The following is a 20,861-nucleotide window of genomic DNA, read 5'->3' on the forward strand; positions in this document are numbered from 1 at the left end:
CTCGCGCATGCGCGGATCCGGCCCACGACGGGGGACGAACGCCCCCGTGACGGGAGGAACGGTCGCCTCCGGTCACCGTTCGAAGGCAGCCGTGACGGGAGGAGCGGTCGCCTCCGGACGGTGATCGGAGGCGACCGCAGTGGAGGTCGCGGCGGTCTAGGTGGCGACCTTCTCCCTTTTCTCGCTCACCACGGGCCGGAACAGCAGCGCGTTGGCGGCCACGGCGATGCAGACCGCGCCGAGCAGGAGACCCCAGCTCACGTCGGTCAGGTGGTGCATGCCGCGATACATCCGGGAGTAGCCGATCCCCAGCGGGATCGCCAGGCCGACCACCCACCACAGCACGTTGAGGATCTTGTACCGGTGGGTGTGAACGGTCAGCACCAGGGCGACGCCGCAGTAGAAGGCGACCGCGGCGCTGGTGTGCCCGGAGGGGAAGCTGGAGGTGGGGGGCGCGGGGTCGAGGTGCTGGACCAGCGGGCGCTTCCGCTGGGCGAGGACGGTCGACAGCAGGAAGATGGCCGACTGGGAGAACACGGCCAGCACCAGGAAGATCGACTCGTTCCAGCGCTTGAACACCAGCCGGAAGGCGACGAGGAGCACCGCGGTGGCGATGATGATCGTCGGCATGTCCGACAGGGCGGTCAGCTTGTCCGTGACGTCGTTGAGGAACGACGTGCGACCGTTGACCAGCTGTTCGTTGACCCCCTCGTCGTTCGCGATGAGGGTGGTCGTCTGCAGGACCTTGGTGATGAGCAACCCGACGCCGATCGTCAGGGCCGTCATGATGGCCAGCGGCATCAGGATGAGGCGTGCGATGCCCTTGAAGTCGACCGACATTTTAGACATGGCGCGCGAGCTACCCTCAATATCGCGTTCAGAACGCCTCGGGTTCCACGCCTTCCTTGAGAGGCTCGACGGGCCTGCGGCCCTCGCCCCGGCGCCAGGCCTCGAACCCTATCGCGGCCCCCACGACGACCACGATGCCCAGGGCGATGCCCGCGATCACGTCGCTGACCCAGTGGACGCCGAGCGCCACCCGGCTGTAGGCGACGAACGCCATGATCGCCCCGCTGACGAGCCAGGCGACGATCCGGGCGGCCCAGCTTTTCAGGGAGGGCAGCAGGATGAGCATGAGGATGCACACGCCGAGCGCCGCGCCCATCGCGTGCCCGGACGGGAAGGAGGCGCCGGGCGCGGAGGCCACCGGGTCCGGCAGGTCGGGCCGGGCGCGGTCGACGGCCGCCTTGACCGCCAGATTGAGCAGGCCGCCGAAGGTGATGGTGGCGACCGCCCAGATCCCCAGGCGCGGCGCCCCCCGGTACCAGAGCCATATCCCGGTCAGCACCACCAGGACACGCCAGGTCCAGGGCCCGAACACCTCGGTTCCCACGCTCAGGAAGGACGTGTAGGCCGGATACGCCAGGGCGTGCGCGTGCAACTGGAGGGCGATGCTCTCGTCGAAGTCGGTCAACGGGGCGAACGAGGTCTTCACCAGGATGAGGAGGACGACGAACGGCACGGTGAAGAGCGCGACGGCCACCGCCGCCAGCGTCAGCCGTACCCCCAGCCGCCGGTCCGCGGCTTGATCACCCGCGGTCCGGCGACGTGAGGACCGATGGAAGGAGGAATGACCGTCGAGGAACCTGACCATCGTCTATGGCTACCCGATTACTCGCGGATATGCCGCCCTCCAACGGCGAACCTCCGGAGGCGACCCCTCAGGCGGCGCGGCGGGCGTCGCGCCGCGTGGTCCAGCGAAGGACGTCACAGTGGCGCTGCTGGGCCTCGGCGAGCGCGGCCTCGTCGGCGTAGGAGTCGAGCACGGCCCGCAGGTGGGGCATCTGCTCGGTGACGTCGGCCCACGCCTGGCCGGGGTCGCCCGCGCCGAGTTCGAGGAGCGCGTCCAGGTGCGCGGCGTAGGCCGTCCACCACTGGCGGCTCAGCTCTGCCAGGAATCCGCCGAGGCCGCCGAACTCCCGCTGGATCTCGTCCTCCCACCAGGGCGGCACGGTGACGTCGCCGGTCTCCGCAAGGTCCCGGAGCACGACATGCGCGACGGCGCGACGCCGGCGGACGATGGTGGGGCGTGACAAGCTGTTCATGCGCCCACTCTGTCGATCTTTGTTTGCCGAATGCTTAACGATGTATTGACGGCGATATGCGGCCTTAGCCGAACAGCCGACGCCGGCAGCAGGTTGGTCGAAGTCATCGCGCACACTAGTCTTTGAACCACAGTTCATTCCGCCTTGTGTCCGCGGAGCTGCCTCAGCATGGAGGAAGCCCGCTCATGACACAGGTTCTCGAATCATCCCGGCTCGTCGAGCGCACCCTTAACGCGCTGGCGGACGTTCTTGGTGCCGACGGTGCCGCACTCATGCTCGTGGACGACCGGAATCGCCTGCGCGCGGTCGCCGGTTCCGACGACGACGGCAGGCGCCTGGAACTCGTTCAGGAGCAGATCGGAGCCGGGCCGGCCATTGAGAGCCTGGTCCGGGGAACGGACATCGCGGTCAACGATCTCCACGCGGCCCGTCCCTTCGGTTTTCCCAGCCTGGCGCTCGGAGTCTCCGGCGTCCGCGCCGTGCTCTCGGTTCCGTTGCGAGTGGAAGAACAGCTGATCGGCACCCTGAATTTCTACGACCGCGTCAGCCATGAATGGCAGCCCGCGAAAATCCGGACAGGAGAAGGTCTCGGCCGGCTCATGGTGATGGTCCTGCAGAGCCTTGCCCATAATTCTCCTATTCCTGGGAAGTCGTAGTGCGCACGTCAAGTAACCAGGTCGACGCTGAAAGGCGCCTCACATATGACTCACATTGATCCGGAAGCGCTGGTCGCGAGCCTGAGAAGGCTTCGGACCTCCTCGTCCGCGACAGGAATAGTCCATCAGCTGGAGCGGGCTGTCGGTGTGGTGGACGCGCTGTTCGGATACTCCGGTGCGGGTCTGATGTTTGCGGAAGAGGGAAAGGATCTGCGCTACTTGGTCGCCACCGACGACCGGGGACGCAGCCTTGAAGGCGCCCAGCTTCATCTCGGGCAGGGGCCGTGCGTGTCCGCCTACGAGGAGAACACCGCGGTCACCTCGTCCGACGTTCGCGTGGATCCGCGCTGGCCGCAGCTCGCCGACCGGCTCCATCCCGAGGTGCGCGCGGTCGCCGGAGTGCCGGTGCGGCTCGGCGGTGATCCGGTGGGCACGCTGAACGTCTACCAGTCCACATTCTACGAGTGGGACGAGTCAGACGTTCAGGCCCTTTACGGCTACGCCGACGTGATCGAGCAGCTCCTCACGGCCGCGATGGCCGCCGAGGAGAAGAGCGCCCTGGCCGACCAGCTCCAGTACGCCCTCGACTACCGGGTGGTCATCGAGCGGGCCGTCGGCTACCTGATGGGCAAGCACGACCTCACCGCCACCCAGGCGTTCACCGGCCTGCGCAAACAGGCCAGGGACAGCCGTCGCCGGGTGGCGGACCTCGCGGCCGAGGTGCTGGGAGAAGGAGCGGGCGAACCGAGGTGATCCTGCTCACGTCGCCGGAGACCGCCGCGGACAGAACGGAGATCAGTGTTTACGGCGATCTCGACGTCATAACGGGCGTCGAGCTGCGACGTGTGCTCGGTGCCCTCACCGAGATGAGGGTGGAGCTCGACCTGGCCCACGTGACCTTCCTCGACTGCGCCGGCGTCAGGACCCTGATCTGGGCCCACGAGCACATGCGCGCCCGAGGCGGCTCGATGGTCATCGTCCGGCCGTCGGACCTGGTCCTGCGGCTGCTCCGGCTGCTGGAGTTCGATCGGTGCCTGGTCATCCATCGCTCCGGCGGTGCGATCGGCGCCGACCGCACCATGGCGGGGGACTAACCTGGTCGGTGATGTATCGACTCATGTTCAAGCTGGTCCTCAGCCGCCTCGACCCGGAGGGCGCGCACCATCTGACGGTCCGCGCGCTCCGCCTCCTGTCGGTGACACCCGGGGTCAAGCGGCTGGTCCACCGCCGCCTCGCACCGAGCGACCCCATCCTGCGCGTGCAGGCCTTCGGCGTGCACTTCCCCGGCCCGTTCGGGCTGGCGGCGGGCTTCGACAAGGACGCCGGCTTCGTGGCGGCCATGTCGGCGCTCGGTTTCGGCCACGTCGAGGTCGGTACGGTCACCGCGCACGCCCAGCCGGGCAACGCCAGGCCCAGGCTGTTCCGCCTGGTCGCGAATCGGGCGATCATCAACCGGATGGGCTTCAACAACGCGGGCGCGACCGCGGCGGCCCGGATGCTGAGCCGGCCCAGGGGGGTCCCGGCGATCGTCGGCGTCAACATCGGCAAGACCAAGGTCGTGCCCGAGTCCGAGGCCGTCGACGACTACGTGACCAGTGCCAAGGAGCTGGCTCCGCTCGCCGACTACCTGGTCGTCAACGTGAGCTCGCCGAACACCCCCGGTCTGCGCGATCTCCAGGCGGTGAGGCTGCTGGGACCGCTGCTCCGGGCGGTCAAGGAGGTCGCCGACGGCACCCCCAAACGCACCCCGCTGCTGGTCAAGATAGCTCCCGACCTGACGGACGAGGACGTGGACGCCGTCGCCGACCTGGCCCTCGAACTCGGGCTCGACGGCATCATCGCGACCAACACCACGATCAGCCGCGAGGGTGTGTCCAGCACCGAGACCGGCGGGCTGTCCGGCCGGCCGCTGAAGGCCCGCTCGATGGAGGTGCTGCGCAGGCTGCGCGCCCGGGTGGGCGACCGCCTGGTGCTCGTCTCCGTCGGTGGCGTCGAGAACGTGGACGACGTCTGGGAGCGCCTGCTCGCCGGGGCCACCCTGGTCCAGGGATACAGCGGATTGATCTACGAGGGCCCCCTGTGGGCCCATCGCATCAACCGCGCCCTGGCCCGCCGTCTCCGCCGCCACGGTGTCGCCGACCTCCGGGAGATCATCGGCCGCACCGCGCCCTGAGCCGTACCCCGAGAGGGTGACCCGGCGCGATGGGCGGCCTCTCCGGCACGAGTGCCGGAGAGGAGGTCAAACGCTGGGGCGGGTCGAGTCGGCGACGTGGGTCATCTCCTCCAGGTGCCTCATGACCTCGTCCACCCTGACCGCTCCCGGGCGGTGGCGGCGATGACCGGCTCCACCGAGCTGCCAGGGGTGCGGGCCGGCCGGCGGGCGATACTCGACCCCCAGCGCGTCCAGACGGCCCAGGTGCGTTTCGAGGCGGGCCTCGAACTCCGGCCCGGACGAGCCCGACCAGGCGACCTCGGCCAGCGCGCAGCCCCGCGGCCAGGCCCGGTAGTCCACGGTCCGGCCGTCGGGCAGGCGCTCGCTCCACAGCTGGAACTGCGCTCCGAGCACGTGCTCCCGCTGCGCGTCCGTCCACGAGTCCGGCGCCGGGTCGAAGGCCGCGACGTCCGCGACGGTGATCGCGTCGCCGATCGCCATCGGCTCCTCCTCGGTCGAGGACTCGGCGTAGTCGAAGTACAGCGGGAAGACCGGCGTCTGCACCACGTCGTGCCCCGCCTCGGCGGCGCGCCGGGCCACCCCGAGCCCGCGCCACGGCATCACGATCGTGTCGGCCCTGAGCATGCCGCTGACGAACGCCTCGTCCCACACGACCGCCCGGCTGCCCCGCTCGGCCAGCACGTCGGCCAGCCGGCGCAGGAACCAGGCGTGCAGGCCGCTCAGGCTCTCCAGCCCGAGCTCTTCGGCGAACGCGACGATCTCGGGGGAGGCGGCCCAGTGGTCGAGCACGCACTCGTCCCCGCCGATGTGGAAGTACGGCGTCTCGCCCAGCGCCTCCAGCATCTCGTCGATCACCGCGGTCAGGAAGTCGACCGTCCCCGGTAGCGGGGAGAGGATCGCGGGGGAGATGCCCCACCGCTCCAGAACCCGGAAGGGCTCGGGCTCCCGGCCGTCCGTGGCCCGCGCGTCGAGCGCGGGGTAGGCGGCGAGGATCGCCGAGGCGTGCCCCGGAACGTCGATCTCGGGCACGATCGTCACGGCCCGCGCACGGGCGTAGGCGCCGATCTCGGCGAGGTCGTCCAGCGTGTAGTACCCGCCGTGCGGCACCTCGTCGAAGGCCGGTTCCTCTCTGTAGTAGCTGGTGGTCGTGCGCGGCCGGTGCGAGGCCACCTCGTGCAGCCGGGGAGCGACCCGGCTCTCGACCCGCCACCCCTGGTCGTCCACCAGGTGCAGGTGGAGCCGGTTCAGCTTGTGCGCCGCCATGAGGTCGACCATCCGGAGCACCTCGCGCTTGGGCAGGAAGTGCCGGGCCACGTCCAGGTGGACCCCGCGCCAGGAGAACCTCGGCGCGTCCTCCACCCGGCAGTACGGAACCGTCCATCCCGCCCGGGCCACCGTACGGAACGCGCCGGGGGGAAGCAGTTGCCGCAGGGTCTGACCGGCGTAGAACGCCCCCGCCGGGTCCGCGGCCGTGATCCGCACGCCCCCGGCCGTCACCTCCAGGGTGTAGGCCTCCGCGCCCAGCGACGCGTCCGCCTCCACCGTGACGGCCCCGGACCCGGCGGGACGTAGATCGAGGACGGCGAGCGCGAGCCTCACCGCGTCCACCAGCTCGGCGGGACCGGAGACGGAGGCGCCGGGGGAGAGCTCGAAGGAGCCGTCGGCCGACTCGAAGACGACAGGACGCGGCAGGAGGTCGGTCATGCCTTAGATCATGTCAAATCCGCCTGGAGTCGCGCTATTTCAGATAGTTCTGCAGTCCGTTGGCCAGGGAGAGCGCGATCTTCTGCCGGAACGCGGGCCGCTGGAACTCGGCCGCCTCCTTCGCGTTCCGCATGTTGCCGCACTCGATGAAGATCTTGGGAACCGTGGAGAGGTTCAGGCCGCCGAGGTCGCTGCGGTAGTTCAGGGCCTTGCTGCCGATGTAGGTGGAGTACGGGATGCCGGTTCCGGACCTGAAGGCGTCGCGGACGTCGACGCCCAGCCGCTTGGACGCTCCGACCACCGGGTCGACCGGGCCCTTGATCTTCTTCGGCATGATCACGTGAAAGCCGTGATCGGCGGCGGGCGCTCCGTCGGCGTGGATCGAGATCGCCGCGTCGGCCTTGGCCTTGTTGCCGATCGCCGCCCGCTGGGTGATGCACGGGCCGACGCCCGTGTTGTCGGTCCGGGTCAGCTTCACCGTCGCGCCCCGGCTCTTGAGGATCTTGGCCAGGCGCTGGGAGACGTCCCAGGTGAAGGCCGCCTCGCTGTAGTCGTCGTTGGTGGAGGTTCCCGTGGTGTCGCAGGCCTTCCACTGGGTCAGCACGTTGACCTTCTTGTTGATCGCCGCGGTGTCGCGGTAGTTGCCCCCGTTGTGGCCCGGGTCGATGACCACGACCTTGCCGCTGAGAACCTTGGCCTGGACGTTCGTGCCGGCCGCGGGACTCGCCGCCGGAGGCGCGGAATCCGTCCCCGCCTCCTTCGCCGGTGAGGCGAAGTCCGCCGCGGTGTCCTTCGCGGGAGAGGCGAACCCGCCGTTCTGTACGGAGCCCGTGCTGGCGCCGTTGGCGGTCGCACCGCAGGCGGCGGCGCTCAGAGCGCACGCGACAAGGGCGGTCGCCAGTGCTTTGCTGGTCACGGCATTCTCCTTGAAGGGATCGTCAAGGACCCAACTTACGGGGCTTGGTGCCGTGACTAAGCCGTTATCACCAGACGTGTTCCCCGACTTCCTGTTTCTGTAGAAGTGAGGCGAGTTCCCTGGCGTCCTCGGCGTCCAGTCCGAGGACCACGCGCGGGCGTCCCCACGGGTGGTCGATCGAATGGGCCACGTAGCTCGCCACGGATTCGGCTCCGGCGTCCCCGCTCCGGCCCCGGGTGGACCGCCAGTGCGCCCATGCCCGCTCAAGCTCGGCAGCGGCGCGCTGGGCGCATGACACCAGTTCTGGATCACGCATTGTTACCCCCCTCGTCACAGCCCAGAGTCAACCCCAGTGCTTTGTCGCCACTTTGGTGCTTGACCCGACCTTGACGAGGGCTTGAAGTCTGCCTGGGCGCGGCTGTAACGCTCCAGGCAGACTTTTTACCCTTGAGCGGGCCCCGTGCTGTGCCGTACGACCAGTTGCGGGGAGACCTGGCGCAGGCGTGAGGCCTTACCGGGGTCGCCGATCCGATCGTTCAGCAGCGCCGCGGCCGACCGGCCCATGGCGCGGCGGGGTTGGTCGACGGTGGTCAGCGAGATCGGCTGGGTCCCGGCGCGATGGATGTTGTCGTACCCGATCACCGACAGGTCCTCGGGCACCCGCAGGCCCAGCTCGGCCGCCGCGGAGAGCACGCCCATCGCCACCAGGTCGTTGGCGGCGAAGATCGCGGTGGGACGGGGGGAACGGGTGAGCAGGCTGCGTGCGGCCAGCGCGCCGCCCTCCTCCGTGCAGTCGCCCTCCTCGACCATGATGTACGGCGCCAGCGAGTGCCTGCGCATCGCGACCAGGTAGCCCTCGCACCGGAACCGTCCGGAGGAGGAGTTGGCCCCCTCGATGTGGGCGATCCGGCGGTGGCCGAGTTCCACGAGGTGGTCGATGGCCAGGCGCGCGCCGAGCTGGTCGTCGTCCACGACGATGTCCACGCCGCCGAGGCTGATGTCACGCTCGCCCACCACGACCGTCGGCGTGTAGCCGGTGGCCTCGATGAGCGTCCCGCTGGTGGGTGCGATGCCGAGAAGGACGAGTCCGTCGACCCTGAGTTCCAGGAACGCCTCGACCGCCTCGTCCTCGAAGGAGGGATCCCATTGACTGTTGCCGATGAGCAACCGGAGTCCGTCGCCGTGCAGGCTCTCCTGCAGGCCGTCGAGGAACTCGGCGTAGAACGGGTTGTGCAGGTCGGCGACGAGCGCCCCGACCAGGTGGGTACGGCCTTCGACCAGGCTGCGCGCGACCGCGTTGGGCCGGTAGCCGAGGTCTCTCGCCGCTTGCAGTACGGCCTGCCTGCGATGTTCGCTGACGTGCGGCGAACCGCGCAGCACGAGCGAGACCAGTGATTTGGAGACACCGGCTCGCTCTGCCACGTTTCGTATCGTGGGCCGTGGGCGTGGTCCACAGCCGTCCGGCAGGACGGGTTCGGCGAACCCTCGGGCTCGGGTGGCGGTGACGGTGGTGTTGACCGGCGGTCCTGACATGGCTCTCCCCCGGGATGGTGGATGGGCACCTTGTCACTCAAAACGATCGAGTCTCAAATGGGGTACGGCTTGAGCGGAAGGTAACTGTGATCTTGACCCGCCGCCGCCGGCTGTCGCCTCCGATAGTCTTCGTCGCGTGGGTTCGACATCCGAAGCCGCCGAACAGGAGAAAAACGCGGCGAAAGGCATACGGCCGGCGCGGCGCAGACTCAGTGTCGACCGGCGCCGCGAGGAACTCATGGCGGCGGCCCTGGAGTTGTTCGGCAAACGTGATGCCGAAGGCGTGTCGATCGACGATGTGGCCGTGGCCGCCGGTGCGTCGCGCGCGCTGGTCTACCACTACTTCGGCGGCAAGCAGGAGCTCTATCTCGCCGCGCTGACGAGCGCGGCGGCCCAGTTGGAGGCGAGGCTCAGTCTCCACGGGGGCGGTCGCCCGCTGGAGGAGCTGGCCGACGGCCTCAAGCGCTACTTCGACTTCGTCGAGGAGCACGCGGCGGGGTTCGCCGCGCTGCTCAAGAGAGGGCCGGACAGCGGAGGCGAGATCGTCGACGCCGTCAGGCAGCGCCTGTTCCGCCTCGTCATGAGGCAGATGCGCCTGGAGGAGCCGGGGCCCGCGCTCCGCGTCACCCTGCGTTCGTGGACCGCCTCCGTGGAGTCGGCCGGCCTTGACTGGCTGGAACACGGCGACATCGGGCGGCCGGCGCTTGAGCGCATGCTGGTGGACCAGATGGTGGCGTTGCTCGAAGTGGCCGCGAAACACGACCCGCAGGCCAGGGAACTGCTGGAGAACCTGGTCCGCGAGGGGCCGTAGTCCTCGGTGAGGAGGCGTGAGCCTCCACACGTCTCCGATGGGGAAGGGGTCGGTGGGAAGTCCGTACGGAAACGCGTGCTGGGGCGGCGCCGGGCGGGCGACGCCGCTCCCCCCACAATCCGTATGACTACGCGCTCACAGAGTGAGCGCGCACTTGATTCCCCCTAAGTCAGTGACAGCCCCCGTTTTACTCAGAGCGTTGCTGCGGAATCCCCGCCAGCAGCGCGCGAACCTCAGTCTCCCGGTACCGGCGGTGTCCACCCAGAGTGCGGATGGACGTCAACTTGCCCGCTTTCGCCCACCGAGTAACGGTCTTGGGATCGACGCGGAACATGGTTGCGACCTCCGCCGGGGTGAGCAGCGGCTCTGCCTCGGGTGTACGAGCTGACATTTGTGCGGCCTCTCCTCCATGTGGACCGGCGACAGCGATCCTGCGACTTGACGCTTGTCACGGATGTCCCCCTATGGCCCCTTGCGTGCGGCTGTTCGGACCATATGCGGCATCACCCGATGTGACCATACAGCCACGTAGAGCGATTGGCGAGCCTTTGAGCGACTCATCTCTCTTGTGCACGTGTTGTTGTCACGCTCGGTGATTCTAGCGACACGTTTCGTGGTATCGCAGTGAAAACGGCAAACTACTCAGTTCGTAGGTGCATCCCCGGTCATCGACCGACCTACTTATGCAGGTGGCGAGGATGATTTGCGACTCAGTTTGCTGATTCGAGAAGTTGTATTGATCGCCAGCGGAGGATGACCCTCTGGTACATGGCGAACGCCAGTTCTTCCTCGCCGCTTTCCAGACCCGTCAGAGCCGCCGCGAGTTCGGCCACGGATTGGTCGGCCTGAAGCTTGTCGTCGTCCATGAGATTGACGATGCCGCCGTAGTCGAGTTCCACCAGCGAGTGCGGGTGGAACTCCTCCAGCCAGCGTGCCACGTCCTCGACCTCGGCGGTGACCGCGACCTCGCCGATCTGCCTGCGGATGATCTGCAGGGCGCGGGCGCTGCGGCGCCGGGCGTGGGCCATGGACGTGACGTAGATCAGGTTGCGGGTGGTGGTGGTGCCCTCGGACTTCGGGTCGCCGTCGAGGACCAGCCACCGCTCGTTCCCGTCGAAGGGGATGAACCACGAGGTCGGGATGTGCCACGTCGAGCCGCGGATGTTGGTGCGCAGGGCGGTCGAGTCGTTGTGGCGCTTGAACCTGTCGAAGTCGTCGGCGGTCCGCTCGGCGACGGAGATCGGCATGAATCGTTCCATCAGCCTGACCGGGGTCGCCCCGCGGAAGCGTGAGAAGGCCAGCCAGGACCTCAGCCTGCTCTGCCATGGGCAGACGTACAGAACCTCTTCCACGCGCCTGAGATAGGCGTTGGGGCTCTCCTGGGCGGGTGCGGGGGTCGGAGGTACCCCCAGGAGGCGGCGCACCGCCTCGCCGTGCTCGGCGTGGAGCGCGCTCGCGCGGCGCGGTCGGTCGGTCGCCTCGGCGTAGGCGGCCCACGAGACGCGCTCCGACGGGGTGAACGCGGCCAGCGGTTCGTAGACACGGAGGTACGCGGCATAGGGCAGCACGACCGCATCGTGTCATGAAGGGCCCGCCGCTGTCCGGTATCGATCCTGTGTCGACGCCGGCGGCCCCGCCGTCTCCCGGCCAGCGGGATAAGGCGCTCTCCCCGGTTGTCGTGCTTGAGCTTGTGGTTACGCTAAGAGTGATTTTCGCCGCGACGGGGCGGCGGAAACGGACGACCGGGAGTCACCACAGTGACCGACGTCTTCGGGCTGTCCCACAAGGACACCGGCCCGGTAAGCAGCCAGGCGAAGCACGAGCAGGTCGTGTTCTGCACCGACGAGCGCAGCGGCCTCCACGCGATAATCGCCATCTACAACACCGCCCTCGGCCCAAGCCTCGGCGGCACCAGGTTCTATCCCTACGAGAGCGAACAGGCCGCGCTGGCCGACGTGCTCAACCTCTCGCGGGCGATGGCCTACAAGAACGCGCTGGCCGGGCTCGACCTCGGTGGCGGCAAGGCCGTCATCATCGGCGATCCGGCGACGGACAAGAGCGAGGCGCTGCTACGCGCCTACGGCCGGTTCGTCCAGTCCCTGGGGGGCCGCTACTTCACCGCGTGTGACGTCGGCACCTACAGCGAGGACATGGACATCGTGGCCCGCGAGAGCTCCTACGTGACCGGCCGCACGCTGGCCAACGGCGGAGCCGGCGACTCCTCGGTCCTGACCGCCTACGGCGTGTTCCAGGGCATGCGCGCCGCCGCCGAGCACGTCTACGGCACGCCGACGCTCCGTGGCCGGCGCGTCGGCGTCGAGGGCGTGGGCAAGGTGGGTCACCGCCTGGTGGGGCGCCTCATCGAGGACGGCGCCGAGGTCGTGATCTGCGACGTGAGCGAGCAGGCCGTCGAGCAGGTCCGCCGGCTCCACCCGCAGGTGGAGGTCGTCGCCGGGCGGAAGGAGCTCACCGACGCCGACATCGACGTCTACGCGCCGTGCGCGCTCGGCGGGGCGCTGGACGACGACACGGTCGCCCGCCTGCGCGCCGCGATCGTCTGCGGCGGGGCCAACAACCAGCTCGCCCACCCCGGGGTCGAGAAGCAGCTCGCCGATCGCGGCATCCTCTACGCGCCCGACTACGTGGTCAACTCCGGCGGCGTCATCCAGGTCGCCGACGAGATCCAGGGGTTCAACATGGACCGGGCGAAGGCAAAGGCCACCCAGATCTACGACACGACTCTCAAGATCTTTTCTAGCGCGGCGAAGGATGGCGTCCCTCCGGCCGTCGCAGCCGATAGGCTAGCCGAGCGCAGAATGTCGGAAGTCGGGCGAATTAGGGGCATTTGGCTGGGCCACTAGCCCCTCACGCCCATACGGCGTACCGAGCCGGGCGTAAAACATGTACGGTTGTAGTCGAACGAGAGCTGACGCCTCAAGTCAGGTGGCGTCAGTGCGTGGTGCGTTAGCGACGAGGGGTCGGGCACGACCCCACACGAGGGGGTCGAGCCAATGGGGCGCGGCCGAGCAAAGGCCAAGCAGGTCAAGGTTGCTCGCCAGCTGAAGTACAACAGCGGTGGCACTGATCTTGAGCGTCTTCGCGACGAGCTAGGGGTCAGAGATGACTCCAACCACAATGACGACTCCAACGACGCCTACGATGAGCTGGCTGATCGGTACGCCGATTACGCCGATGACTTCGGCGCCGGAGATGACCGCGACGACGGGACATCCGGCCGCCGCTAGGCGAGCTTCACATTAAGTGTCAACAGAACACCCGGTGGCCGAGCAGCCGCCGGGTGTTCTGCTCACTGTGAGTCGGACAGGTGGCAGCGCTTCGGTAGTCCGAAGCGCTTTTTGGCGTATTCCAGGCCGTACCACGTCTTTTCTGGCGCGCCTTATTGCTTACGGGCGTACCAGATCTTTTCGGTCATGTATGGCGATCCTCGGTCGAACCGACTCGTATCAGATCATTCTCACGGGTGCGGTGGCACGTCTCATCGGGCGGCGGCGGCCGGTGTCCGCCCGCCGGCTTTCGAGGGTCGTCCCGATGTGACCCTGGTGCCGGGAGTTGGTCATACTCCGTAGAACGGAGTATGGTCTCCGTCATGCCAAGAGGATCATCAGAGGTCAGCGAGCCGATGTACTTCGTCCTGGCCACGCTTCTGGACGACGCGCTCCACGGGCACGCGATCATGAAAGGCGTCGCCGAACTCTCCCGGGGGCGCGTCAAGCCGTCCGTCGGCACTCTCTACGGGGTTCTCGACCGGCTGGCCGCCAACGGTGTGATCACCGTGGACCGGGAGGAGGTCGTGAACGGGCGCAGGCGGCGCTACTTCCGGATCACCGACTCGGGACGCGCGTTGGTCCGGGCGGAGGCCGAGCGCATGCACGAGGCCGCCTCGGTGGTCAGAGGCCGCCTCATCGGAGAGTCCTTCGTATGACGACGCTTGAGCGGCGCTACCGCCGGCTGCTTCTGGCCTACCCCCGCGGTTACCGGTCCGCCCACGGCGACGAGATCCTCGACCTCCTGCTCGACACCGCCGAACCCGGCAGCTCACTGCCGTCGCTCAAGGAGACGGCCGGGCTGTTCGCCGGCGGCCTGCGCGCCCGGGTGACCCAGGCGGCGCGGGGGCCCGCTTGGGTCGACGGGCTGCACCTGGGAGTCACGGCGCTGACCGTCGTCAACCTGGCGGTGCTCGTGCCCTACACGCGCTCCCTGCCGCTGTGGGTGGCTCTGTCGGCGCTCGCCGTGCTCGCCGTGCTGCGCGGTTGGCTGCGGCCGGCGCTCCCGCTCGTCCTGGTCACCGGGGTCAAGGCCGGAGCCCTGGCCACGGGCACGCCCCTGCTGGACCACACCCTCCTGCCGGTCTTCCCCGACTTCCTCGTCGACAGCGCCCTCTACTCCACCGGCGGCCTTCTCGGCGCGGTCGCCGGCCACGTGCTCGCCTTCGCCGGCCTGCTGGCCCTGGCCGCGTGCGGGCAGCCCGTCCGCACGCGGTCGTGGTGCTGGCTGTTGCCGATTCCACTGCTCGCGGCGGCGGATCCGGCCTGGCTGGGCTACACGGTCGGGGCTCCCCCGCCGCAGACCCGGATCATCGCGGAGTTCGTGCTGTTCGGCCTGGGCATCTGGGCCGGTCGCATGGCGGGTGACCTGCGCTGGGCGCTGGCCTCGACGATCTACCTGCTCGCGGTGTCGGTCTCGTTCGGCGAGAGCCTCGGTTACCTCTCCACGCAGGACGTGGCCTACTGGGGCCTGCTCGTTCTTCTGACCCTTTTCACGGCGGCCGTGCCGTACGGCCGGCGCAGGCACGCCCTGCGCTGACCTTTCCCCTCTTCAGGCGACGTCGACCGCGACGTGCGCTCTCCTCTGCCTGCCTTCCTTCTGGAGTGACGTCTCTTGTTCGCACGATCCGCCGTAGCCGTCTCGACCACCGCCCTCGCCCTGGCCGTACTCACCGGATGCGGTTCGGAATCCGCACCCGCGCCGGTCGCGGCGCCCACCCAGGACGATGTGACACAGCCCGCGTGGCGGATAGAGAGGATCAAGGCCGACTGCATGAAGCAGAAGGGTTTCACCTACGTCCCGTTCGTCGCACCGCCACAGAAGCAGAGCGAGTTGGAGCGGAAGGCGGTCGAAGGAGACTACAAGGCGATGAAGGAGTTTCGCACGAAGTACGGCTTCCAGATCTTCGCCGCCCACGTCTACCCCGACGACCCGGCGTCGGGCGCCCTCGTCCCGGAGGCGTTCGCCACCAACCCCAACGACCGCATTCTGGGATCGCTCAACAAGACCCAGTTCACCGCCTACCAGGATGCGGAGAACTCCTGCTTCGACAAGGGCACGCAGGAGGTGCTGCACAAGAAGGCGTCCAGCCGCTACGACCTCGCCACCCAGCTTTCCGAAATGACCGACCAGCTCACGTCCCGGGAAATCGCCGGTGACCCCAAGCTTGTGGAACTCGCGGCGCCCTTCGGCGACTGCCTCAAGGCGAAGGGGTACCCGGTGCCCTTCCTCACGCCGACCGCACTGGTGATCCGCGGGCAGGAGGCGTTCCGCGCGGAGGAACACAAGTTCGGCCGGGGTGAGAACGGCAGCAGGCCCGACCTCACCCCCGACCAGGCCCGGCCGTATCTGGCGAGGGAGATCAAGGCCGCGCTCGACGATCTGGAGTGCGGCAAGGACTTCTACGCGGCCTACACACCCAAGAAGCGGGAGCTCGACCTGCAAGTGCGGCGCGAGTTCGGCGGGGTCTTCTGATCACGAGACCCCATGCCGGCTACACGCCCAAGAAGTGGGAGCTCGACCTGCGGGTGCGGCGCGAGTTCGGCGGGGTCTTCCACCCATGCCGGTTCTGTGCTCCCAGCCCCGCGACTGGGCCGTGCCGTCAGAATCTCACGGTCGCCTCGGCGGTGAGGTGACTCCTGATCACTCTGACGACACGGTTCAGCGGATTTGACGACCCGGTCTAGCGGTAACGCGCCTCGCCGGTGCCGGGGACGATCTCGCCGAGCACCCAGGCCGGAAGGTTCCGCTCCCCGAGCAGGGCCAGGGCCGGCTCCACCGCGTCGGCGGGGACGATCGCGGCCATGCCCACCCCCAGGTTGAAGGTCCGGTCCATGTCGGCCTGGGCCACCTTGCCGTGCCCCGCGAGCACCTCGAAGACGGCGGGCGGGGTCCAGGACGAACGGTCCAGCCGCGCGTCCAGGGTCGCCGGGAGGGAGCGCGAGAGGTTGCCCTCCAGGCCGCCGCCGGTGATGTGGGCGTACGCGTGGACCTCGACGGCGCGGGCCAGCTCCAGGCAGTCCAGGGAGTAGATCCTGGTGGGTTCGAGCAGCTCCTCGCCGAGGGTCCGGCCCAGCTCGGGGAACTCGGCCTCCAGGGACAGCCCGGCGAGCTTGATGATGTGCCGGACCAGAGAGTAGCCGTTGGAGTGCACGCCGGAGGAGGCCAGGGCCAGGACCACGTCGCCCGCGCGGACCCGATCCTGTCCGAGCATCTTCTCGGCCTCCACCACGCCGGTGGCGGCGCCCGCGAGGTCGTATTCGTCCGGGCCCATGGCCCCGGGGTGCTCGGCCGTCTCGCCGCCGATGAGGGCGCAGCCCGCCATGCGGCAGCCCTCGGCGACGCCGCCCACGATGTCGGCGATCCGCTCGGGGACGACCTTGCCACAGGCGATGTAGTCGGTCATGAACAGCGGTTCGGCGCCGCAGACCACCAGGTCGTCCACGACCATGCCGACCAGGTCGATGCCGATCGTGTCGTGCTTGCCCAGCATCTGGGCCAGCATGACCTTGGTGCCGACGCCGTCGGTCGAGGTGGTGAGCAGCGGTCGTTTGTAGCTCAGCAGCGCCGAGGCGTCGAAGAGGCCGGCGAAGCCGCTGGCGTCGTCGACCACCTCGGGCCGGCGTGACCGCGCGACCTTCGACTTCATCAGCTCGACGGCGCGCTCGCCCGCGTCGATGTCCACGCCGGCAGCGGCGTAGCTGGTCATGCGAACTCCTTCGTCGGTCGTACGACCTCGGTGCCGTGCCCGTCGGTCCGCTCGCTCACGCGGTCTTCCCGCGTGGCGGCCAAAAGGCCGGATTCGTGAACGTCGCGGTGCCTGTGGCCCCGTCCGCTCAACGCTTGGCCTCCAGGACGTACTTTCCCACGTTGTCCTGATCGATGGGGATGGGGTACACGCCGTCGAAGCAGGCGCGGCAGAGCCGCTCGGCGGGGATCGTGGTGGCCTCGGTCAGGCCCTCCAGCGAGATGTATCCGAGCGAGTCGGCGCCGAGAGAGGCACGGATCTCCTCCACGGAGAGTGAACCGGCGATCAGTTCGGCCCTGGTGGCGAAGTCGATGCCGTAGAAGCACGGCCAGGAGACCGGGGGAGAGGAGATCCGGACGTGGACCTCCTTGGCGCCCGCCTCGCGCAGCATCTTGACGATCGCCCGCTGGGTGTTGCCGCGCACGATCGAGTCGTCCACGACGACCAGGCGCTTGCCCGCCACCACTTCCTTCAGCGGGTTGAGCTTGAGCCGGATGCCGAGCTGGCGGATCGTCTGGGACGGCTGGATGAAGGTCCGGCCGACGTAGGAGTTCTTGACCAGCCCCTGGCCGTACGGGATCCCGCTCTCCTCGGCGTAACCGACGGCGGCGGGGGTGCCCGACTCGGGCGTGGGGATGACCAGGTCCGCCTCGACCGGGTGCTCGCGGGCCAGCACGCGGCCGACCTCGACGCGGGTGGTCTGGACGCCGCGCCCGGCGATCGTCGTGTCGGGACGGGCCAGGTAGACGTACTCGAACAGGCATCCCTTGGGCTCGGCCAGTGCGAACCTGCGGGAGCGCACGCCGCGCTCGTCGATGGTGATCAACTCGCCGGGCTCGATCTCGCGGACGAACGTGGCACCCACGATGTCCAGCGCCGCGGTCTCGGAGGCGACCACCCAGCCGCGCTCCAGCCGGCCCAGGACCAGGGGGCGGACGCCCTGGGGGTCGCGAGCCGCGTAGAGGGTCTTCTCGTTCATGAAGACGAGCGAGTAGGCGCCCCTGACCTGCGGAAGAAGCTCGGCGGCGGCGTCGTCGATGGACTGGCTGCGGTCCTGGGCGAGCAGCGAGGTCAGCACCTCGGTGTCCGTGGTCGCCCTGATCGACCCGGGAGCCAGGCGCCGGGCCAGCTCCGGGGTGTTGATCAGATTGCCGTTGTGGGCGAGCGCGAGCCCGCCGTCCTCGGTCGAGCTCAGCGTGGGCTGGGCGTTCTCCCAGACGCTCGACCCGGTGGTCGAGTATCGGCAGTGGCCGATGGCCAGGTGACCGCGGAGGGTGCCGAGCACAGACTCGTCGAAGACCTGGGCCACCAGGCCCATGTCCTTGTAGACGAGGATACGACTGCCCTCGCTGACCGCTATGCCCGCGGATTCCTGCCCGCGATGCTGCAGCGCGTACAGCCCGTAGTAGGTGAGTTTGGAGACTTCCTCCCCAGGGGCCCAAACGCCGAAGACGCCACATGCGTCCTTCGGGGGTTGGTCGTGGGGATCAAGGTCATGGCTCAGATCGCCGTCGCCTTTCAGCACATGCTTCATTCTAGGTCGGACTCTTCCCTGCTCGCGCCCCGGGTCCGCTCTGGGGTATGGCGCGTCGTTACCGAATGGTCGTCAGCGTTTTGCCGTGTCGGGCTGTTTCGTCGGCGGTGGACAGGGGAGTGTGAGGTATCCGGCATGACTACGCGTCGGGAGAACAGACGTGACGACACCCATGGACCCGAGTCAGCCCGATCCCCGGCGGGCTCGGCGACCCGAGCACGAAGGGTCCGGCTCGGAGGCGCCGCCGGGCACCTCCGAAGAGTCCGAAGAGGAGGAGACGGGCGAGTCGGCGACTCCCGACCCCGCCCGGCCCGCCCCGCCCGGCCACGACGAACCACCCTCACGGGCCACGCCCTCCCCGGGCGAGCCGCCCGTGGAGCCGTCCGACGAGCCCCGCACCTGGTCGCAGGAGCCCTGGACCCCGGCCGGACCTTTGCCGGGGGAGCCTTCCGGGCAGCCCGGAGGATGGGAACCCGTCGAGCCTCTTGAGCCTCTCGACCCCAGCGCGGCCCCGAGGCGGCAGGGGTCTCCGGTGCCCGAGGATCCTTCGCTGCCGCGGCATCCGGACGTGCCCGCCGCGCCTGAGGTCCCCCTGCCGGACCAGGCCGACCCGGACGCCACCGGACAGTACGGACTGCGAGATTCCTCGCCGGCCGACCAGGCCGGCCAGTCCGCTCAGGCCGACCAGCCGCCCTATCCCGTGCCGGGCGCCACACCGGCGTATCCCGGCTGGGAGCGCGATCCGCAGACGCCCGCCGCGGAGGGATCGAACGGGCCGGAGGCGCCGCCGGCCGGTTCCCAGCCCTCGCGTTATGACCCGCCGACGGCCTCCGAGGACTTCTCGCGGGAGTCGTCGCGGTCCGGCGAGCCCGCCGGAGGCTTCCGGGCGGAGCCGCCGCCGACGCGGGACGGCCCGTACGGCACGTCCACGACGGGTTCACAGGGAACGCCTTCCGGGGAGGGCCCTTCCGGCGCCGCTTCCCACGGCGGCAGCCCCTACGGAGGGGGCGCTCACGCCGAGGGCGTTCACGGCGGCTACCCGGGAAGCGAGCCCTACGGCGGTGCTTCCCGCGGTGAGGGCGCGCGGCCCGGGGAACCTCGGGGGGAGGCATCCTACGGCGCCGCCTCCCAGGGTGAGGAGCCTCGGTGGGAGGCCCCTTACGGCACCGCCTCTCAGGGTGGGGAACCTCGGGGGGAGACGTCCTACGGCGCCGCCTCTCACGGTGAGGAGCCTCGGTGGGAGGCGCCCTACGGCGCCGCCTCCCAGGGTGAGGGCGCTCGGCCGGGAGGGCCGTACGGAGGTCCCTCCCAGCCGGCGCCCATGGGGGACCCGGCCTACCCCTCCTACCCGCCCCAGGGAGGCTCGCCGTATCAGATGCCGTCCTCGCCCGGGGGGCCCATGTATCCGGGCGGCATGCCGTACCCGGCGGGACCGGGTGGCCCGCCCATGCGAGGGCAGGGCGGAGGACTCGGCACGGCCTCGCTCGTGCTCGGAATCGTCAGCGTTCTGCTGCTCGTCGCCTGCGGCATCGGCCTTCTGACGGCGGTCGTCGGCCTGATCCTCGGCATCGTCGCGGTCGTCAAGCACTCCAACCGCGGCCGTGCCTGGGCGGGCATCATCCTGAGCGTCCTCACGATGATCATTGCCGCGGTGTTCGTGGGCTGGCTCTACAACAAGGTGGGCGACTGCGTGAACCTGCCCACGGAGCTCCAGCAACGCTGCATCGAGGACAGGTTCGGCGTCCAGATCACTACCCCGTCGTAACCGGTGAGGTGGGCGTCCGGGGCCTTCGGGTCCCGGGCGCCCCGCCCGGGGAGGCGATCACCCGTACCGGCGGGCGGTCGCCGCGCTGGCGGGCGGCCCCGGCGCGGGTGGAGACGGTTGAACGCCGGCGGACGGCCACGGCGGGGGCAGGCGGTCACCGCGATCGGCGGGCGCCTACCGCACCGGCAGGTGTTCCGACAGGTCGGCCCGTGACCCGCTCGCCGTGACCTTCCCGGCCGCCGTCGCCTCGGCCCAGGTCAGCCGTCCGGTGGCCAGCTCCAGCCAGGTGAGGGCGTCGGTCTCCACCACGTTCGGCGGGGTGCCCCGGGTGTGCCGGGGGCCCTCCACGCACTGCACCGCCGCGTAGGGCGGAACCCGTACCTCGACGGTCCGCCCGGGAGCCGCCGTCGCCAGCCGGTCCAGCAGATGCCGTACGGCGAAGCGTGCGATCTCCCGTTCCGGGCGCACCTGCCGTTCGTATGCCCGCAGCACCACGCTCACGCAGGCGTCCAGCAGGGCCGCGAGTCCTCCGGGCCCGTCGTAGGAGGGCTCGTCGAGAGCGATCAGCTGGGCGTCCAGGGCGGCGCGGACCTTGGCGGTGTCAGGCTTGTAAGGCGGCACGCCCTCCATC

23 protein-coding genes are annotated in these 20,861 nt (G+C 69.3%); 11 read left to right on the forward strand and 12 right to left on the reverse strand.

Annotation, left to right across the window (positions count from 1 at the left end; translation table 11 throughout):
- Positions 1-156: 156 nt before the first annotated feature.
- The 3 genes from J2853_RS37275 to J2853_RS37285 form a co-directional block, all read right to left on the reverse strand.
- Positions 157-849 carry a phosphatase PAP2 family protein gene (locus J2853_RS37275; RefSeq protein WP_307565662.1) on the reverse strand — a complete coding sequence of 231 codons (693 nt, stop codon included), beginning with the start codon at positions 847-849 and terminating at the stop codon, positions 157-159.
- 28 nt (positions 850-877) lie between these two features.
- Positions 878-1,654: a phosphatase PAP2 family protein gene (locus J2853_RS37280; protein WP_307565664.1), complete on the reverse strand. Its 777-nt coding sequence runs from the start codon at positions 1,652-1,654 to the stop codon at positions 878-880.
- 67 nt (positions 1,655-1,721) lie between these two features.
- On the reverse strand, positions 1,722-2,105 hold the full coding sequence (locus J2853_RS37285) for a hypothetical protein (RefSeq protein ID WP_307565666.1): 384 nt from the start codon (positions 2,103-2,105) through the stop codon (positions 1,722-1,724).
- Between the two features lie 185 nt (positions 2,106-2,290).
- On the opposite strand from J2853_RS37285, the gene J2853_RS37290 reads away from it, so the two are divergent.
- The 4 genes from J2853_RS37290 to J2853_RS37305 are packed head-to-tail and all read left to right on the forward strand — an operon-like array spanning position 2,291 to position 4,934.
- Entirely contained in the window at positions 2,291-2,761 is a 471-nt protein-coding gene (locus J2853_RS37290) for a GAF domain-containing protein (protein ID WP_307565668.1), read from the forward strand.
- Between the two features lie 45 nt (positions 2,762-2,806).
- Positions 2,807-3,514 (forward strand): GAF and ANTAR domain-containing protein, encoded by a 708-nt coding sequence (locus J2853_RS37295; protein ID WP_307565670.1) that lies wholly within the window; start codon positions 2,807-2,809, stop codon positions 3,512-3,514.
- Positions 3,511-3,855, forward strand: coding sequence for an STAS domain-containing protein (locus tag J2853_RS37300; protein WP_307565672.1), 345 nt, complete (start codon positions 3,511-3,513; stop codon positions 3,853-3,855). Before J2853_RS37295 ends, J2853_RS37300 begins: the two co-directional genes overlap by 4 nt.
- Before the next feature lie 11 nt (positions 3,856-3,866).
- Positions 3,867-4,934 carry a quinone-dependent dihydroorotate dehydrogenase gene (locus tag J2853_RS37305; RefSeq protein ID WP_307565674.1) on the forward strand — a complete coding sequence of 356 codons (1,068 nt, stop codon included), beginning with the start codon at positions 3,867-3,869 and terminating at the stop codon, positions 4,932-4,934.
- Between the two features lie 66 nt (positions 4,935-5,000).
- On the opposite strand, the gene J2853_RS37310 is transcribed toward J2853_RS37305, so the two are convergent.
- From J2853_RS37310 to J2853_RS37325, 4 genes are all read right to left on the reverse strand, one after another.
- Positions 5,001-6,638, reverse strand: a complete 1,638-nt coding sequence (locus J2853_RS37310) for a beta-N-acetylhexosaminidase (RefSeq protein WP_307565676.1) — start codon at positions 6,636-6,638, stop codon at positions 5,001-5,003.
- A gap of 34 nt (positions 6,639-6,672) precedes the next feature.
- Positions 6,673-7,554: an N-acetylmuramoyl-L-alanine amidase gene (locus tag J2853_RS37315; RefSeq protein WP_307565677.1), complete on the reverse strand. Its 882-nt coding sequence runs from the start codon at positions 7,552-7,554 to the stop codon at positions 6,673-6,675.
- A gap of 67 nt (positions 7,555-7,621) precedes the next feature.
- Positions 7,622-7,870, reverse strand: a complete 249-nt coding sequence (locus J2853_RS37320) for a hypothetical protein (RefSeq protein WP_089211145.1) — start codon at positions 7,868-7,870, stop codon at positions 7,622-7,624.
- Positions 7,871-7,995: 125 nt separating this feature from the next.
- Entirely contained in the window at positions 7,996-8,976 is a 981-nt protein-coding gene (locus J2853_RS37325) for a LacI family DNA-binding transcriptional regulator (RefSeq protein ID WP_307565680.1), read from the reverse strand.
- Positions 8,977-9,223: 247 nt separating this feature from the next.
- Here J2853_RS37325 and J2853_RS37330 point away from each other — a divergent pair, with 247 nt between their 5' ends.
- Complete coding sequence (locus tag J2853_RS37330; protein WP_307565682.1) at positions 9,224-9,898, forward strand: TetR/AcrR family transcriptional regulator; 675 nt, start codon at positions 9,224-9,226, stop codon at positions 9,896-9,898.
- A gap of 187 nt (positions 9,899-10,085) precedes the next feature.
- Here J2853_RS37330 and bldC read toward each other — a convergent pair whose 3' ends face one another.
- A complete protein-coding gene (gene bldC / locus J2853_RS37335; protein ID WP_013133571.1) occupies positions 10,086-10,289 on the reverse strand; it encodes a developmental transcriptional regulator BldC in 204 nt (67 codons plus the stop codon).
- Between the two features lie 319 nt (positions 10,290-10,608).
- Entirely contained in the window at positions 10,609-11,466 is an 858-nt protein-coding gene (locus J2853_RS37340; RefSeq protein ID WP_307565683.1) for a DUF8083 family protein, read from the reverse strand.
- Between the two features lie 189 nt (positions 11,467-11,655).
- On the opposite strand from J2853_RS37340, the gene J2853_RS37345 reads away from it, so the two are divergent.
- The 5 genes from J2853_RS37345 to J2853_RS37365 all read left to right on the forward strand — a co-directional run bounded on the left by J2853_RS37345 (position 11,656) and on the right by J2853_RS37365 (position 15,658).
- On the forward strand, positions 11,656-12,759 hold the full coding sequence (locus J2853_RS37345; RefSeq protein ID WP_307565685.1) for a Leu/Phe/Val dehydrogenase: 1,104 nt from the start codon (positions 11,656-11,658) through the stop codon (positions 12,757-12,759).
- Between the two features lie 150 nt (positions 12,760-12,909).
- Positions 12,910-13,143 (forward strand): DUF3073 domain-containing protein, encoded by a 234-nt coding sequence (locus J2853_RS37350; protein ID WP_307565687.1) that lies wholly within the window; start codon positions 12,910-12,912, stop codon positions 13,141-13,143.
- 362 nt (positions 13,144-13,505) lie between these two features.
- Complete coding sequence (locus J2853_RS37355; RefSeq protein ID WP_307565689.1) at positions 13,506-13,841, forward strand: PadR family transcriptional regulator; 336 nt, start codon at positions 13,506-13,508, stop codon at positions 13,839-13,841.
- Positions 13,838-14,722 carry a hypothetical protein gene (locus tag J2853_RS37360; protein ID WP_307565691.1) on the forward strand — a complete coding sequence of 295 codons (885 nt, stop codon included), beginning with the start codon at positions 13,838-13,840 and terminating at the stop codon, positions 14,720-14,722. The genes J2853_RS37355 and J2853_RS37360 overlap by 4 nt, the downstream gene beginning before the upstream one ends.
- A gap of 75 nt (positions 14,723-14,797) precedes the next feature.
- Positions 14,798-15,658, forward strand: a complete 861-nt coding sequence (locus J2853_RS37365; protein WP_307565693.1) for a hypothetical protein — start codon at positions 14,798-14,800, stop codon at positions 15,656-15,658.
- A 208-nt stretch (positions 15,659-15,866) separates the two neighbouring features.
- Here J2853_RS37365 and purM read toward each other — a convergent pair whose 3' ends face one another.
- Both purM and purF read right to left on the reverse strand, forming a co-directional pair.
- Positions 15,867-16,892, reverse strand: coding sequence for a phosphoribosylformylglycinamidine cyclo-ligase (gene purM, locus J2853_RS37370; RefSeq protein WP_307565695.1), 1,026 nt, complete (start codon positions 16,890-16,892; stop codon positions 15,867-15,869).
- A 127-nt stretch (positions 16,893-17,019) separates the two neighbouring features.
- The gene (gene purF, locus J2853_RS37375; protein WP_307565696.1) at positions 17,020-18,465 is read right to left on the reverse strand and encodes an amidophosphoribosyltransferase; all 1,446 of its coding nucleotides are present in this window, start codon (positions 18,463-18,465) and stop codon (positions 17,020-17,022) included.
- A gap of 160 nt (positions 18,466-18,625) precedes the next feature.
- Between purF and J2853_RS37380 the strand changes: the two genes are divergently transcribed.
- A complete protein-coding gene (locus J2853_RS37380) occupies positions 18,626-20,230 on the forward strand; it encodes a DUF4190 domain-containing protein (RefSeq protein ID WP_307565698.1) in 1,605 nt (534 codons plus the stop codon).
- Between the two features lie 174 nt (positions 20,231-20,404).
- Here J2853_RS37380 and J2853_RS37385 read toward each other — a convergent pair whose 3' ends face one another.
- Positions 20,405-20,851 carry a sterol carrier family protein gene (locus J2853_RS37385; protein WP_370879483.1) on the reverse strand — a complete coding sequence of 149 codons (447 nt, stop codon included), beginning with the start codon at positions 20,849-20,851 and terminating at the stop codon, positions 20,405-20,407.
- Between the last annotated feature and the right edge of the window lie 10 nt (positions 20,852-20,861).

It is taken from the genome of Streptosporangium lutulentum, from assembly GCF_030811455.1.
Taxonomy (GTDB): domain Bacteria; phylum Actinomycetota; class Actinomycetes; order Streptosporangiales; family Streptosporangiaceae; genus Streptosporangium; species Streptosporangium lutulentum.